Genomic DNA, 17699 nt, shown 5'->3' with positions numbered 1-17699 from the left:
AGGATATTCCTGCCGCTTTTCCGTCCCGGCCTAACGATGGGGAACATAGTTGCTTTTTTTACGGGATTTTATTACTACAAATGCCGCAAATGCCCCTGCTGCCAAAATCAAAATCATAACAAAGGGAAGGTTGTTAATAATCACGCCTGTAGGAGTAATGGTCCTGTAGGTATTGGTGAATGCAGCACTGTTTTCATTTTCTCCGATCAGTTTGGTGCTGGTACTAAGAGACAAATTTTCGATTGAATTAAAATATTGGATCGGACCTACCCCGTTTTCCACGACCATTGCGGATGCCGTATAATGTTCCACTGCACTTTCTACTGCAACATAGTTTGCACCAATGTGCAAATCAGTAAATACCAGCTTTTGATTATGTTTGAGATTAACTGTTTCTGTGGCTCCCGACGTAAATTCAATATACGAATAATCGTTGACGTCAGTTTGCAGGTTAGAGGCGTTGTCTTCTGATGTTACTACGTTATTGCCTGAATCCAGAACATACGCTTTATATGTAGCAGAGCCTTGTACAACACCCGGCTGAGTCGCCGTTATCTGAAATGCAAAATACTTGGTCCTATCGGCATAATCGCCTGAAACAGCTTTTCCTATAGTAAGAACATGGTTATTCGGATCCGTAGGGTCAACGCCGCCTGCGGTTTTTGAATAGGTATTGGTAAAGATTATTTTACTGTAATTGCCAGTGATGTTAGGGTCACCTGGCTGCGGAGTCGGATCCACCTTATCGCCAGGATCGGAAGTTTGGTTACTGCTGTCATTCACAGAAATACTTGAAGCGACAGCAGCCACGTACAGTCCATTTACACCATTTTTCACATAAACCGTAAGCGTATACTGTGCAGGAGAAAATACATAGGACTCATTGTCCCCGGGTGTATAGCCGGTCACACTGGGATTCTCATCAATTTTGTATACGTATACGCCCGCATGGGGGAAGGAAACGCCGGAAAGAACGTCCCCAGACTGCTTTAATATGTTCTTGGCACCGGCAGATACAGTGCCTGTATCGCTGGCTGAAAATGCTAAGGTCGTTGGACCAACGGCCGGCATTGTATTTAAATCATCAGATGTTGTTCTATCGTCAACGCTTACCGGGGAAAATTGGAAGGTAAAGGTTGCAGCCGGTGTTGTAGTTCCTTCCGGCATGATCAGATTTTTCGTGATCGCGGCCGCTGCTGGTGCGTCTTCCGTACCAAAGATCGGATCACCGGCCGCAAATGAGGATATGACAGTTCCCATGCACATGACCACAGCAAGCGCCATGGCCGTCAGCCTCCCTCGTAACTCGTTCGATTTTTTTTTCATCGTATTCACTCCTTGTTTGTTATTCTTGTACTTTTTATATAAACACAGGGGATGGCGGGGTTGTATTCTGACATTCTGCCGCCTATTGTTCCGCATATGCTATATATTTCTACGTCTGAGGATCGTCATCACTTTCCCCAGTGTGTCTTTCACCCTCACAGCTCCGTATATACGGCTGTCTGTGGAGTTTTCCCTACTGTCACCAAGAACGAATACTTCTCCTTCCCTGACAGTAAGCGGAAATTCTACGCCATCTTCATATCGCTGCGTAGGTGAATAGATTCCTGCTTCTTGCTGAAGCGCGCCATTAACCAGAAGCCCGTCTTCCGTGATATCTACCGTATCACCTGCTGTGGCGATTACCCGGCGCACCTGTTTCTTTCCTTTATACTCCAGAACAAGGGTGTCCTGGGCAACATAGCTTTTGTCCAGACGGTAGAACATCACCAGATCTCCGTCTTTAACGGACGGAACCATAGAGGCATCCGAATTGCGGCAAAGACCAAACAAAAACGTGAACACCAAAAGGAAGGCGAGGATGATCGCAGCTATTTTTGCCAGAAGAAACACGATTTCTTTTCCAAGTGAGGGTTCTGCCTGAAATTCGTAAATTTTTTCTGCTGCTTTATTTTCTCCTTGTTTCTGCAATTCAGACATGTCACAAACTCCTTTTCCGGCGGTAATTAATCATACAGGCGCTAAACAGCCCCATCAGCAAAAGCATGGACAGCCCTAGAAGAGCCGGCCCCTGTATGCTTCCCATCAATACGCCGGTCGGTACGACAGAAATTCTTGTGTTGATGAAATCAAAGGTTTTGTCTGCTCCTGCAAGGCTGACTATCCCGGTATCCGAACCGTTTGTTGCGCTTGTGGTGCTGTTGTCCGTAAAAGACACGCTGTAGTTCGGATCGGCTGATTCTACAATTTGGACACTGCCCTGCGGCACAGGATTTTTAACGGTTATCTGCTGGCCATGCTTCAACGTAAACGTGGCTTTTCCTTCCTCATTAAGTGTCAGTGTTCCATTGGCCGGTGCCTCTGCTCCAGAGCCGGATACCGTACTGCCTGTATATAAAAGCTGGGTTCCGGCTGGGATGGCGGCTCCGCTGTTGTCCCGAATGTATATTGCAAACGAAAATTCCCTTGTTTTGTCGGCGTAGTCGCCTGCTACTCTTTTGGAAATGGTAACATTTACTTCACTCGGACCTTCAATATGTACGTTTACCTGTTTCGTAACTGCCTGGGACTGCCCATCCGGAGCATAAGAATAGCTGACCGGAACATCTTTGGGAACCGTTGCGGCAGTCGAACCTGTAATAGCAGGAAGAGCTCCATCATCAATAGAAGGCATCGCAGTAGTTCCATTTGCCAGAATCGCCACAGCCTTTGTAAATCCGCTGTCCAGAGCCGTCTGGCTGCCTATCAACTGGGCCTGTTCCAGTGTCATCGTCCCATCATTGGCATAGAGAGCAAACTGCCGGTCTGCTGATACAGCCGTTCCGTCTCTCACAACGGTAACACGGGCGTCTGTATGTACCTGACCCCCTGTCAGCGCCTCATCTCCCGCTGTATAGCTGACTGTATGGGTCCGCCACGTCTGATCCTGCCCCAGCGGTGTGCGGATCTCATCAAGCAGCTGGGCCGTTATATTGTTTCCGAAGAAAGGGGATCCGCTGGCCTGCGTATACGAGATGACATCATCCACACTGTTAATGGCTGCCGCTTCCGATTCTGTGATAATGACGTCCTGGGCAGATACCTGGGTATCGCCCTGGGCAAACTGTGCTCTGATATCAAAGCTATAGTCCTTGTCGTCACCGCTTGCTGTCCAGGTTTTTACCTGATTAACATCACCTGCATCAATGTGGTACATATGCGGCGTTGCGGATATATACCGGTCAGAACCGAAGATGTCAACGCTTTCCATATGTTCACCGCGGGCAGAATCCGGGATAAAGGAAAACACCGGATAGGGAACCGTTCCTGGAATCAAAGCGCTTGGAAGAGCAATGGACCCTTTTGCAGACGGCGTATCTGCCGGAACAGTACCGTAAGCGCTTATAGAATGCCCGGAAGACGGCACTGTGGTAGATACCGGAACATTATGAGATACCTTGCCATATCCTTCCGTTACCTCCCAGTTATAGACCGAACCGAGAATTGCAACTGCATATCCATTATTTCCAGAGAAATGCGTATCGCTGTCCCCGATGAACGTTTTTCCTGTGGACTCTTCAGAGCCTCTGAAATTCACAGGGGTGATCCTGTCTTTTGCTTTTTCTTTATCCGGATTCAAAGTGATGACGCGCCAGCCGCTGCTGACTCCGAACCAGTTCGTCTGCAGATTGCTGTCCGCACTAACATTCCCCACCTTCAGCCATGTCAGCGCGTTATTTTCGGTGGTTATGATATCAGTGAGAACGATCTGGTCTACCTGACCGGTAGACTGGATATATACCTGACCTTCGCCTTCCACATGTGCTGTACCCGCAATGAAAGATGCGCCGGCAGAGGCAATACCTAAGCCTGCACCCACCATCCCTTCCCCTGCATGCAGGGTCACATCTCCGAAGGTATGATAGGACGTGCCGTGATTGGATACTGTGGCATTTAAACCGTTTTTAATATTACCGTTCTGTGCTACCAGCAGACGTTTCTGGATATCCATGGAGGTAAAGCCGATGATGCCGTTCGTAGAAATCAAAATCCGATGAGGCAGGCCGTCTGGGGTCTGGCCGGTTTCCCAGTCACCCAGGATATCATTGGGATCCGCAGACTGCGGTCCAACGTTTATTACTGCTTTCTTACCAGCTTGTTCACTTGCTGAGGCCACGGTGTTTGTGATGTTTTCCGTACCATTGCCGGCACAAAGTCCTGTAATGGTCCCCGCAGAAACCAGATTTACCTGCACATCTCTTCTTAAAGTTCCCCCGGTAAGATTCGAGTAATCCGTGGCGTAAAGATTTCCGATGATGGCATTAGGGGCATTGACATTGATGATAATACGCCCGGCCCTTGTATTACCTGCGCTGGCTGCCGTACCAGAACAATCTCCGTATATGTTAAGCCCATTCAGCAGATCTGTCTGGGAATCGTCAGTGAGAACATTCAATGTAACCGTATTGTTCGCATCTGTACCTAGATAAGAGCTTGTACCAGCCCCCAGCCTCCGTCCTCCGCTGATGCTGTCACCGGACGCAAGGGAAAAACCATACTGGTTTCCTCGCAGATCGATCGTAACACTTGCATTGCCGTAAATATACCCGGCATATGACGGGCCCGCGGAAAACCCCCGGAAAACGTCAGCACGAGCCGTCCCGGAAAAATTGCCTCCATGTACGACTATCGTCGAATCGCCACTGATATAGTGGGTAGTAGAAGAACCATAGGTACCTCCCATTGAAGCATTTATGTAAACATTTGGTTTATCGAAAACTTCAACGCTTACATTCCCATCCTGATAAGAATCGTTCCAGCCACCGCCGCTGAGAAACCAATCCACCTGTCCGCCGTGCACCTCTGCGCGGCCATCCCCTACATGGATAAAGCTGTTGTAGCCGGTTCCCTCACAGGTATCAACCACACCCCCATGATGAATCCGTACAGAATCCCCCACCTGCACCCCGCCGAAACTGCCGCCGTAGGTCCAGCGTGCAAGGACATTCCTGGTGACCAAAGTCGTATCCCCCTTGATACAAAAACTGTTATTAGCTGAGATAGTTCCTCCGCCTCCGACCAGATCGAACCCCGTGTTGTATCCCTGAGATCTATTGGTGGTAGAATAGCTGTAACTTTTATAGTTTCCCAGATAGGCTATTCCTTCTGTTCCAACCTCTGAATAAGCGTTTCCTTCCATATATCCCCAGCCGGCACCGCGGAACCAATGCTCATTGTCTGCGCTATAGCAGATGCTGCCCGAATATATTACATTTGTAATATTACCGTACAGCTGGTAATCGGCTGCAGCCTTAGCTGCGTTAAGTCCGGCCTCCACGTTTGTGACCTTTGCAGTGGAAGGATAATACGTGAACTGACTCTGCCAGACACCCCCGATGGCCGCGTAGATACTTGCACCTCCGGAAAAAACGCTGATGGATCCGTTGTTGTCCGTCCCCGCCTTTACAAGGTTGATAACATTACCTTTTACAATGCCGGACTGGAAATTAGTACCGATATAACACGCTCTTCCATTGGTAAAATTGCTGGTATCGATATAGTTCTTGATGACATAATCGTCCGTATATAAAAGACCTGTAAGATCGGAGGTATCCAAAGCACTTCCCAGCGTGGCATCGCTTCCCACATCACCGTAAAGGGAGCCTCCGATAAAACGGCTTGTACCTGAAGTCCAGGTATATCCTGCATCCGAGGATGTAAACCTGCCGCTTCCGCTGATTTCATTGGTGATCGGACCTTCTACGGACCCATATTCCACCCCACCAAGGAAACGTTCCAATCCACCGCTCCCGGTAGCCATATTGATGATGGTGTTAGTCACACTGCCGGTAATATTGGCAGGTGCACTGGCGGAGGTGCCCAGGCCACCGCCCCGGATACTGAAGGTATTGCCGCTGGTACCAAGTATCGTAACAGCAGCATTGCCATTTAAGGTGCCTGTCCTCATACCGCCGATGAAGTAAGAGTCTCCATTGCCGGTAGAGTAAACCGTGATGGAGGCAGTTTCCTCATAAGGCGTAACAAACCCGGTGCTGCTTCCTCCAAAATAGCGGGTGGCTGCCGTCTGCCAGGAGTTCCCCCCCAGGGTAAGGGCATACCCGTTCATATATACACCCTGTGTTCCGCTGTTACCTGCATTAAACGTATGCCGGATATTGCGGAGAATGATGTTACAGCCGAAATATCTTTCACCGGTGCCTGAAACGGAGATGAGGCTTGCATTGGAGGGGGCGGAAGCCGCCGGCGTGTCTGTAACCGGATCCTCTTGATCCCCTGTCAGCACAAGTGTATTTAATCTCTCACGCAAGGAGGCAAATGTAACATCTCCGGTACCGGTTGCGGAAGTGGTATCATTAAAAATATTTCCCGGCAGATTCGTAATATTGGAACCAAAATACATAATATAATCTGATTCTGCCTGGTTCCTCTGGTAGATTCCCATCAGCGCCGCACGAAGGCCGCTTTCATTTGCGGTATATGCCTCATAATAGCCGCTTAAAGGATCCCCGTCCGCTTCCATTACTACCAATTTGCCCGTGTCACCGCTGGCAAGTACATTGCCTCCTAAAGGCAGGTTTATGAATGATCCTACTAGAAAAGAAAATCGTTTGGCTCCCTGGTACAGTCCGGCATTTATATTCTCTGCCGCAGTATCAACATCCTCCATGATCACAACCGGTTCGCTGTAAGCAGCTGTAATTTCCTCGTCTATCTGTACCAGATTAAATTTATTATCACCGGTAACCCCTTCTGTCGGCAGAAGATATTCTGTTTCTTCAATGGTCTTAGATGCTATACCCACCACATAACTGCCTGGTTCCACGTTATCAAACCGGTATGTCCCGTCTGACAGAGTTTTCGTATCCCTGATTGCCGTGCTTTTATCATCTGCTGTATAAAGGCTGACAGGATAACCTGCTATAGCATGTTCACCATCATCCATTACACCGTCACCATTTTCATCCAGCCACAGCTTGCCGCTGATCTGATTCTCATGGAAAAGTTCGCCTAAGGGTACTACTGTTACCACAGCAACAGGACGTGCCTTTGCATAGACATAGGTTCCGATATCAGCAGTAAACAGATAGGTTCCTGCCTCATCCTTTTGATATAATCCACTGGTTCCCCATGTTACAGGTATGTTCACTGTTGAGCCGCCCTCCAGGGTTGCTGTCAGGGTTTCAGGCAACGGAATATCTGCACTTACCGTACCTAATGGAACATTAATTTCTGTCACAGGCATGTCAAAGGACAAAATTAGTTCTCCTTCATTGTCATTCTGGGCGATACCTGTAACCGGCAGCAATCCTATAATCAGCACCACTACCAGCAACAGCGAAAGGCCAATGTGCCAATTACATTTTTTTCTCATACTGTACCTCTGCCTTCAATAATTTCATACGTTTATAACCTGCCACGAAATAGGATGAGAGCTTTTCCATTGATCTGTTTTTTACTTACAGTGCCGTAGTTGCGGGAGTCCAGTGAATCACTTCGGTGATCTCCCATAACAAAAAACTGATCTTCGGAAACCTTCAGCGGATAACCGATTTTCGGCTTCCCATAAGTCCTTTCATAGATATACTGCTCTTTTTGTACTTCTCCATTTAAAAGAAAAAGTCCATTATCATCATCAAACCCCAGCACATCTCCGGAAATACCGCAGATTCGCTTGACGTAATCTTCCCGTCCATTTGCCTTAATAAATATAATATCCCCTCTTTCATATGAACTTGATTGTTTCCAAAATATGATTATATCCCCATCATAAAGAGTCGGTTCCATCGAGGTCCCTGATACAGCTGCAATTCCAAACATTGTATTAAAAATCACCGCTACCGCCACCGCAGTCACAGTACATTTTATAAGTGAGAGCCAGAATGACTGGCTGGAGTAATTCGTTGCTGCGGCATGTTTTGGCCGATAAGTTTTTACTGACCTCTTCATATTTACATAAACCCGCTTCCTGCTGTATATTGATTTGGTTATATCCTTTATTTAATTAACAATTTTTCTCAACATAACTTTATCCCATTTTTCTCAATTTGTATTGATTAATGCATAAACAGCAGTCTTTTTGCTCCAAACTACACCACTGTTCCTGCGGTGGTTAAGCAGTCTTTGGCTTGTCGGTTTCGCCGTCAATCTGTTTGTTTAAACAGCTCTTTGTAAACGCCATTCCTTTAGCGATTTCCAAAAAAAATTCCTGATATTCAAGCTGCAGCCCGTTTACATTTTCAATAATCTCATCTATCAGCTCTATATCTTCATTTTGCTTTGACACGGCATAACCCCCTCTCATTTTTGCCTTATGAATGAATTATAGCATAGGATTTTTTTCACTGTCAACGCTTTTTAAGCCGCATTGACAATGAATTATTTGCGGTGTATAATTCCCTTGAGGTGATTTCAATGGATACATTAGGCGGACGCCTAAAACATGCCCGCAAAAATAAAGGGTTTACCCAAGATTCCTTAGCTGAAACTATTGGAGTATCGCGTGGTGTTATATTCAATTTAGAAAAAAATAAAACAGAGCCACAAACTATAGTCATAAATGCCATCTGCCAGACCCTTAATATAAACAAAGACTGGCTAATGAATGGCTCGGGGGAGATGGAGAACACTGCAAGAATAAATCAGAGGGCAAAGATATTAACTGAATTATATGAAGTAATTAAGGGATTATCAGAAGACGAACAGCTATATTTGCTTGACACCATCAAAGCCTTGAAAACACGCCTTGGTGGGGAAAGCAAATAGCAATGTTGATCCACATATTGAGAAACTGTGTACTTTACAAGTATAAAATAAGAAAGTCAGTACTTTTCCATATCTGGCACCAGTTGTCATCATATACATTTCCTTACCATACTCTGACCCTTTCTGCTATAAAATTCTTATCTTATTCTTGCAAAAACGTTAAAGAAAACAGAACTGAATTTCATATTCATCAGATCCTTCATCAAAGTTCGGGTTCACGTACTTCAGGTAAAAATGTCAGAATACCAAGGATAAGCCAGAATAATAATTTCTTAATTAAATAAACCGGTGTCAGGACTCAAATCCTGGCACCGGTTTTCTTTGAATGTTATAATCTTATTCCGTTTTATAATATTTTCAGCAGTCTCTAAAATGCAGTTTCAGGCGTATACCTTAGCCTTGGGAACCTCCTATACATTTTTATAAAGCGGATCTGCCAAGGTTCCTGGACATCTCATCGAGATACGCCAGCCATAAGTCAGGGCTGAAATCCAGTAATTTCATCGTACTTTCTGATGTTTCCCTGCTTAAAATCAACTGAAAAAGATCCGTTTCAAAGCAATGGATTTTTTCATTTTTATAATCATGGTCAATCGTATAAATCAGATTTAACCCCTGTAAACAGAATACTGCCGCTTTCGGCTGTTCACTGTTCACGATCCTGACTTTATCAGAACTTTTATCATTAATAAAAGTATTAAACCTTTGTAGGTATGGGATACGCTCCTCGGGCGGAAAGTCCACGACGCCAAAAAGAGGTACAATCGCTTTTCCCGTAGAGCAAAAACCAATCATCGCATCCACAGTCACGAAAAAAGCAGTTTCCTTATCCAGTATTCTACGAAAAAGTTCCAGAATGGCTCTTTTTGAGACTGCCCTCCCGTTCACAGATTCCAAATCCTTTTCTCCGATCAAATAACCAATGGATATAAAATTATATACAGCTTCCACATGCATATCCATAAGCCTGGTTAGAATAGAAGAATCTGCTTCCAGAACAGTAACTGCTTCTCTTCCGCTATAGCTTATTTTCTTAGCATCCTTCTTTACCAGTGAATTATAGAAGACGTTTAAATAGCCTTTATGGCTGACAAAGGTCATAAGGGGCATCCCATCCAGCTGTAAACTGAAGATCAGAAGAAATTGCCCCTTTAAAAGTAAAAAGGTGCAATTCATTTCTTTTGTGATTTTCCATAAATTTAAGTCTACATACTCCTGTGCTCCGACTATGGAGGAAAGTATATCAGTATTATTATTGAGGGCTGACGCCTCAATCACGGACATATCAAAATAGTGGTTAAAGACAGCTCTTTCCCGCTTCCGGGAGCCTGATATTTTTATTCTTTGGAAAATATCGGAATATGACTGGTCAAAAAAAGAAAGGGTACTGTAAAACTCAAGGGGAATATCATGATTAACCATGATATGATCGGAAACAAGCACACAAAACATGTTCAGAATGGTCTTTTTCCCCAGAAAGCTGGCTTCCCTGTCCGGATAACCCAGATTCCCATTGTTCTCCTCGTCAAAATCTTTATCAAAAGCATATTCTATGGCATAGGCCAGAAATATTTCCAGTTCATACCTGGAACTGAAATTATATATGACCGGAAAGATATGAATAAATTTCAAATAACAGCCATGGCCATACAGAATCTCGGCAAAATAGGCAGCAGCCTGTCTGCTGAATGCTCTCTTCTCCTTTAAAAAAGGCAGCCGTCCTCCTTTTAAGATCTTACTTAATCCACTAGGAGTCATATTCATGCTGATTGCAAAGTCTGTTTTCGGCGTCTTTGCAATATCGATCAGCTCTTCCAGCAATTTACCGGTTTTCATCACTTGCTCCCCCACTATTCCATATTCTGGAAAATATTGTAACATGATTTTTCTCTTTTGTCTATTTCAGTGTAACCTTTTACCCTGCTTTTCCTATTTTGGAAAATAATGTTACTTATTTTTTCATTCTTGTCTATTTTCCCGTAACTTTTTTTAAAAACTTTCAAGCGTCAAGTAAGGCAGCTTTATATAATCTTCGTAGGATTCTTTGCGCTAAATTCGAATCAGCGGAAGAATTACTATAAATACAAAGCCGCAATTCTCAGGCATATGCCTGAAATTCAATGAAAGGCAGTACTAAAAGGAGGAATGAGATTGAAAATAAGTAAACAAAGACGGCTGGTAAGCTGGCTGTTGGTACTAATGATGGTACTGAACGTGTTTTCGCCGCTCAACAATGTTTGGGCTGGAGGACTGGATACATTGAATGACAGTTCTGACAGTGTAATTGAGATCAGTAACCATGACAACGTCGCTACCGGTAGTCAGGCGCATAAGCCGGATTCATCCGGGGAAGAGGAAAAAACCAATCCCACGGATGAACCGGATGAAACGGAAGAATTGGATGAAGGCCAGGTGAATGAACCAACCACAGCCACAGATTCCAACGCTTCCACGCCTTCCGGCATAGTAAGTCTTCAGCCGGAATTTATGGATATGGTACCAAAGGATGTAACAGAATTACTTGGTAATTTAACCATATCAATCAAGCAGAATGGTTCATCTGTCACAGAAATCATTGCTGGACAGAATTTTACAGCAGAAGGTTCCTTTGATGTACCGGTTGAGGGAGATGGCATAAGCGATCCAGACCAGTACGTTAGCTATGGAGACTTTGCAATACTGAAGCTGGATGACAACATAACAATCGTAGGTTCCCCAACACTTAATTTAACGTTTAACGGAGAAAAGGTAGGGACTCTTACTTTCGAGAATAGTCAGGTAAGAATCGACTTTAATGGAGAGGTACTTAAGGATCCGGGCATATCAAATGTCAACTGTGAATTCGGTGCCACCATGAAATACACCGGCTCCGACGTAACGGAAGAAAACCCAAAAAACAATGTTTACATTTTAGGAAAGGAGTTTACTGTCAAGGCACCGGAGATTCCAATCACACAGACCCAGAGCAAAACCGGCCGGCTTTCCGATGACAAGACACAAATTGAATGGACTGTCAAAGTAAACGCAAAGAAGGGCAGCGACATTTCTTTACTTGGCTATAAATTCCAGGACCATTTGACGAATGTTGGTGAGTATGTGGAAGATTCGTTTATGATCAATGGCAGTGAACCAAGTCCTAAGGTCATTCCTGATGCCAGTAATCTGTTATCCTATGAATTTGGAGATGTGAAAGGAGAACAGATCATCACCTTTCGCACGATGATTCCTGCGGAGATGCTGATCAATGGCGGTACAATCAATAATACCGCAAAGTTCGGAAAAGATACGCTGGTTAATACAAATACTGTTCCAATAACCATTCAAAGAAAAAATTTGATAAAAAAAGAGGGTAAGCCAGGAGACGGGCTGAGTGAAGGTACATATAACCCCAATGACCGCACGATTACATGGACTATCACCGTTAATCAAGATCAGATACCCTTACAGGACTTGACCATCACTGATAATCTTCCCACCAGCCCTGCAGGATTAAGCTGGAAGTCAGCGAAATGGGAATATGAATCAGCGGCAGATACATGGGCAGAACTCACTGCCGGCGATGGGCTGACTAATGTACCAACCTATACAACGGAACCCGGGAGCGGACAGTATACGCTGACTGGAACTACCAGCAAGAAAGTTCGGCTGACGATTGTATGTGATGTCGCAAATGATGCATATGTAGGGGCAGTTAAAACCTATCACAACACCGCGACACTGACTTGGACCGGTAAACCAAATGGAACCTTTTCGGATAGCGCCGATGTAGGCATTGGTTTTGACAGCCTTACAAAAGGTTATGTATCAACGAATTATCCCTTGCGCCAAATCGAATGGAAAGTAACCGTTGACTTAAAAAAACAATCAGGCTTTCATGACACTTCAAGCCTTAAAGTATACGACCTTTTGATTTACGGTAACTCTGTAAACCTGGACAGCACAAACCTTAATACTTTGGTTGGCGAAGAATACAAAAAGATAGCACCAATGTATGGTCAGAAAGTTGTTAATGAAAGTGGGACCGAGAATGAAAACTGGACTAAGAATGGTCTGAATTTTACCATCCAACCAGTTATGGTAAGTTCTACACGCGTAGGTGACCTTCTTGTGGTCAGTGGGTTCAATACTGACAAGGCATACACTTATAATTTCAAATCACAGGTTCTCGATCCGAACATCTTTGCCGCAAATACAGGCAAAGATATCAGCAATACTGCTTCCCTGTATTATGGAACAGTACATTTAGATGACGGAAATGCCGGAACCATTTATAACAGCAGCGTTTTAAGCAAGCAGGTACTTAAAGCCGGAACAAAGACTGTTGGCGATAGTGGAAATGGATTTAACTCACTGGATAAGACCGCAGTATTCCGCTTAAACATTAATAAGGATGGCTTTGACCTGACTGGTGCAGACATTGAAAACGGAAAACTGGGCAAGGTGACAGTGACAGATACATTACCCGTTGGCTGGTCGTTTGTTGACATAGGTTCTGATGTGAAATATCAGCTTTATACAAGCAGCGATACTCCGGTTACGGATGATTCGGAGATTATTGAAAGCACTAATATTTCCGGCCAAAATGCAACATTTGTGTTCAAAAAACTGGATAAAGCCTATTACATTTTAGTAAAGGCACAGCTCTCTGACGACCAGTATTTAAAATATCTGGAGGCATCATATACAAATGGAAGAACCGATCCATATCAAACTGCGACAAACACGGTCAAGATGACTGCAGAAGGTGATAATAAATGGAATCCGGAAACTACAACATCGGTTCAAGTATCAACTCAATTCCTGATTAAAAATGTAAATACGAGCAAAGAACCACTGGAGTGGACAATTAAATTTAATCCCTATGATTTACCGGATTTGAAAAATATAAAAATCACGGATAAAATACCCGTAGGACTTGAACTTCCTTTTGAACGGAACGGCTCCCTGAATCTTACCGCTTTCCATATCACAGAGTATGATCAGATGATAAATGGAGCATTTCCAACCTCAGGAGGAAATGTGTTAACCACGGAGCAGCTGCAGGACAGAATCTCGTATGATAAAGATTCGCGCGTATTGACCTTTACCCCTACAGACGGCAAGTTATATCTGATCGTTTATACGACCGAGGTAACCGGTAATGTCGGCACCAGCTTAAAGAATCAGGTCTCCGTGTCTGGCAGTTCAATCGATGGTACTGGCACCAATGCCTCTTATCAAGTCGATAGTTCTCATGCCAGCGCGACCTTGGTGCGCAATGGCTACATTGACATCCGTAAGGTTAATACTCAGAATCAGATCATTGACGGCGCTGTGTTTACATTATACACAGATAAAACACTTCAAAACCCTGTTTTGACCAGCATCATGCGGCCGGATGGTACATTGAGAATCAACCCGATTCCTGCGCCAAAAGCTTTTGGCGATCCTGCGTTTACCTACTATTTAAAGGAAACAACGGTTCCTGACACCTATGAATCAGACAATATGATTTATATTGTGACCGTTGCAAAGGATTCAAATAATAAAACCATTACTACGGTAGCAGGAAAAACAGCGGGTGAGGTTCTAACAGTTATAAACTACCAACCAGACACAGTTGGCAATCTATCCATACGCAAAATGGTTGATGGCAATGCAGGTGATATCAACAAAGATTTTAATTTCACCATTAGGCTTATCGGCCAAAATATAGACGGCACTTACAACTATATAGGCTCCGGCAATAAAGAAAACGGCCAGCTTATTATCACGAACGGTCTTGGAACGGTTCAGCTTAAGCATAATGAAAGTATCACAATAACCGGACTTCCGAAGGATACCACCTATCTGGTAACTGAATCTGACTACACCGGCGATGGTTATCAGACTACCTTTTCAGGTGAGCATGGTACTATCGAAATTAATAAGACACAGACAGCTGAGTTTAACAACACAAAATATCTGCCCGGTAGCCTGGTCATCAACAAAACGGTTGCTGGAAACACCAATGAGACCGGTCCATTTGAGTTCACAGTTACCTTCACAATGCCGGACGGTACCTCTGACGACAACTCCTATGACTACACCATAACAGGAGATGCTATAACGAAACAAATCAAGAACGGCGGTACACTTTCTATCTCTGACGGGCAAAGCGCCGTCATAACCGGACTTCCAATGGATACAATCTATACGGTAACTGAAAAAGATTATTCCGCAAGCGGATACTCCTCTGCCTCCACTGGTTCGTCCGGTAAAATTGAAACCGACAAAGTGCAGACAGCATCCTTCGTAAACACAAAATATCTTCCTGGTAGTCTGACTATCAAAAAAACTGTTGCCGGAAACAGCAACGAAACCGGTCCTTTTGAGTTCACTGTTACCTTCACAAAACCGGACGGTACACCAGATGACAGCTCCTATGGCTACACCATTACAGGAGATTCTCTGGCGAAACACATTAAGAGCGGCGGTACAATTTCTATCGCTGACGGGCAAAGCGCCACCATAACCGGACTTCCAAAAGACACGGACTATACGGTAATCGAAAAAGATTATTCTACAAACGGATATTCTACCGCATCTATAGGCTCAACCGGTACCATCAGGACAGATGAGGAACATGTAGCTGCCTTCATCAACACGAAGATTTTGCCCGGTAGCCTGACCATCAGCAAGACAGTTGCAGGAAGCGGCGCTGATACCAAAAAGAAGTTTGATTTCACTGTAACCTTTAACGCAAGTGGTACCTATTCCTATATGGGAAAGGGAGTTTCTGACGGAACCATCAAAAGCGGTGATAAGATCTCACTTGCCGACGGGGAAAGCATCACCATCACCGGATTACCCGACGGAACCAAATATCAGGTGACAGAAGCCAACTATACCTCTGAAAGATACACTGCCGCACAAACAGGAGACTCAGGCATTATCCGTACACTTGAAACATCAATTGCTGCATTTACCAACACATACCGCAAACCCACTAGCTCAGGCGGTGGCGGTGGCGGAAAGACACCTTCCGTAAAGCCCAAACAGCCGGATCCGACAAAGCCAGATCCAACCGAGCCTACCGAGCCAGGTACACCAACGACCGAAGTAAAACCCAGGGAAGAGATGACCCCCCAAGAGCTATATGATGTTTATGGTGAAGTACCTCTTGGCTATATCGTAGGTTCAAATGGAAAGCTCCATCCGATTGGCCTTCCAAAAACCGGTGATGACATGTCCGATGATATCATAATTTACGGATTTCTTATCATCTCGGCACTTCTAGGCCTGACATCTTCGGGCATATTGTGGAGAAAGCATTTTGATAAGTAACAGCTGAAGATGCTGCACTGCAGGAACAAACAGACAGTAGGAAAATCATTCAATGATTTTCCTACTGTCATACTACGTATAATCAACCCTCTTCATAAATCTTCCTTAAAGTATTTAGCTCACAACCTTAATCCCTTCTCTTAGAGCAACCGAGAGTACCATTTTTTCCGGCACTCCCAACATTTTAACTGCCAGGTTTATATGATTGTCATTATGTAGAAAGTTGGCAATTAATTGCTCCATTCCCTGTTCTAGTCCTTTTTCAAGTCCCTTTTCTATTCCTTGCTCTATTCCTTGCTCTATTCCTTGCTCTATTCCTTGCTCTATTCCTTGCTCTATTCCTTGCTCTATTCCTTGCTCTATTCCTTGCTCTATTCCTTGCTCTATTCCTTGCTCAATCCCCTTTTCCAGCCCTTCTTTCCAGCCCCTTTCAATCGCTTCATCCACAATCGCTTCGCTTAAATTACACATAATATTGATCCTCCTTTCTAAATCAGATTCCATTGGTATATTAAATTCTTCTGATAAAATCTTCCCTTTTTCTTTTGCTGATAAACGGGAGGAAAATAAAGTTCCTAAGAGTCTATGCAGCTTTGATCCGTCGTTTTCCCCTGCAAGTTCCTTCGGCAGACCCACGATTATAACGCCGAGCAGATCATACCTTCCCATATCACCAGACTTTCCTACAATCTCTCTCTTATTCATTCCAAACTCCGTAATGGTGTTGCCGACTCTTTCTGACGAGTTCATGCAAATCCAAATGGAGTACACCTTTTTAATATCATCATAATTAGGAATTTTAAATTCTGTATCCAGCTGAGCAGAAATCATACGGGACGTATAGAAAACTCCTCTAGTGACAATTGGGTAACCTGGATAAAAATTTTTCTGAGCCTCAACATCCAGTATCATCTTCATCTTTCCCCTTTTTCCCGGGGCCCAGACAAAGAAATGAACATCATAATTAACCCTGCCTTCATAAGGAATCTGGCTCTCTGTGTTAATCCCGGAGATAGCAGGCATAACTCCCTTTTCTCCATTGCTCAAGTTTTCTTTCAGAGAGTTTGTTTCTCCTGGATTTACGGGAACCATTGATACTTCCGGTACCCCTTCAATAAGAGGAACCACATGTTCAGGCTCCATTTCTGCAAATTCAGAAACCGTGCTTACAAGAATGTGAGCCAGTATAATCTTCTGAGCCAATAGTTTTTTCGCATGTTCATCATACTCTGCATTTATGCCGGCTGAATATAATTCTCTTATGAGACTTTCCTCCACTTGTAAAACCTCCTCTTATTGTTCTTAAAATTCTATATCAACAACAGGAGGCATTATTTATGATATCCTGCTGAAAAATGGATTCCGCAGAACATCACCTGTGAGGTCACAACGAAGCTTGTATTTTTGTTTTTGCACGTCAGATACTGTATAACCTGTGCACACATAAATTCATAATGATATTGCCGCAAAGCCAGATTAATACTAAAAGCCGGCTCATTACATATATCTGTGAGTACGGGTTATAAGAATTATAACATTTCAGATATTTGGTTGCAAGAATGGAATACAGCGATGATGACTTGGGAATCAGATATTATATGATATGGGATTTTAATATGATTTATTTG

Annotated in this window: 9 protein-coding genes; 2 read left to right on the top strand and 7 right to left on the bottom strand. The window is 44.1% G+C overall.

Annotated features, from left to right (window positions below):
- Nucleotides 1–30 precede the first annotated feature (30 nt).
- The 5 genes from BMW45_RS13520 to BMW45_RS27830 all read right to left on the bottom strand — a co-directional run bounded on the left by BMW45_RS13520 (nt 31) and on the right by BMW45_RS27830 (nt 8287).
- A complete protein-coding gene (locus BMW45_RS13520; protein WP_092244459.1) occupies nt 31–1326 on the bottom strand; it encodes a DUF7601 domain-containing protein in 1296 nt (431 codons plus the stop codon).
- Between the two features lie 99 nt (nt 1327–1425).
- A complete protein-coding gene (gene lepB, locus BMW45_RS13515) occupies nt 1426–1983 on the bottom strand; it encodes a signal peptidase I (protein WP_092244457.1) in 558 nt (185 codons plus the stop codon).
- A 1-nt stretch (nt 1984) separates the two neighbouring features.
- Entirely contained in the window at nt 1985–7375 is a 5391-nt protein-coding gene (locus BMW45_RS13510) for a DUF7601 domain-containing protein (protein ID WP_092244454.1), read from the bottom strand.
- A 32-nt stretch (nt 7376–7407) separates the two neighbouring features.
- Nucleotides 7408–7950: a signal peptidase I gene (gene lepB / locus BMW45_RS13505; RefSeq protein ID WP_092244451.1), complete on the bottom strand. Its 543-nt coding sequence runs from the start codon at nt 7948–7950 to the stop codon at nt 7408–7410.
- Between the two features lie 163 nt (nt 7951–8113).
- Nucleotides 8114–8287, bottom strand: a complete 174-nt coding sequence (locus BMW45_RS27830; protein WP_166433350.1) for a hypothetical protein — start codon at nt 8285–8287, stop codon at nt 8114–8116.
- A 128-nt stretch (nt 8288–8415) separates the two neighbouring features.
- On the opposite strand from BMW45_RS27830, the gene BMW45_RS13500 reads away from it, so the two are divergent.
- Nucleotides 8416–8766, top strand: a complete 351-nt coding sequence (locus BMW45_RS13500) for a helix-turn-helix domain-containing protein (protein ID WP_092244448.1) — start codon at nt 8416–8418, stop codon at nt 8764–8766.
- 420 nt (nt 8767–9186) lie between these two features.
- Here BMW45_RS13500 and BMW45_RS13495 read toward each other — a convergent pair whose 3' ends face one another.
- On the bottom strand, nt 9187–10602 hold the full coding sequence (locus BMW45_RS13495; protein ID WP_092246479.1) for a hypothetical protein: 1416 nt from the start codon (nt 10600–10602) through the stop codon (nt 9187–9189).
- Between the two features lie 315 nt (nt 10603–10917).
- Here BMW45_RS13495 and BMW45_RS13490 point away from each other — a divergent pair, with 315 nt between their 5' ends.
- Nucleotides 10918–16071 (top strand): DUF7601 domain-containing protein, encoded by a 5154-nt coding sequence (locus tag BMW45_RS13490; protein ID WP_092244445.1) that lies wholly within the window; start codon nt 10918–10920, stop codon nt 16069–16071.
- A gap of 114 nt (nt 16072–16185) precedes the next feature.
- Here BMW45_RS13490 and BMW45_RS13485 read toward each other — a convergent pair whose 3' ends face one another.
- Nucleotides 16186–17163: a FliH/SctL family protein gene (locus tag BMW45_RS13485; RefSeq protein WP_143057038.1), complete on the bottom strand. Its 978-nt coding sequence runs from the start codon at nt 17161–17163 to the stop codon at nt 16186–16188.
- Nucleotides 17164–17699 lie beyond the last annotated feature (536 nt).

The organism is Lacrimispora sphenoides (assembly GCF_900105215.1).
GTDB classification, from domain to species: Bacteria; Bacillota; Clostridia; order Lachnospirales; family Lachnospiraceae; genus Lacrimispora; species Lacrimispora sphenoides_A.
This window is presented reverse-complemented; position numbering and strand designations above follow the sequence as displayed.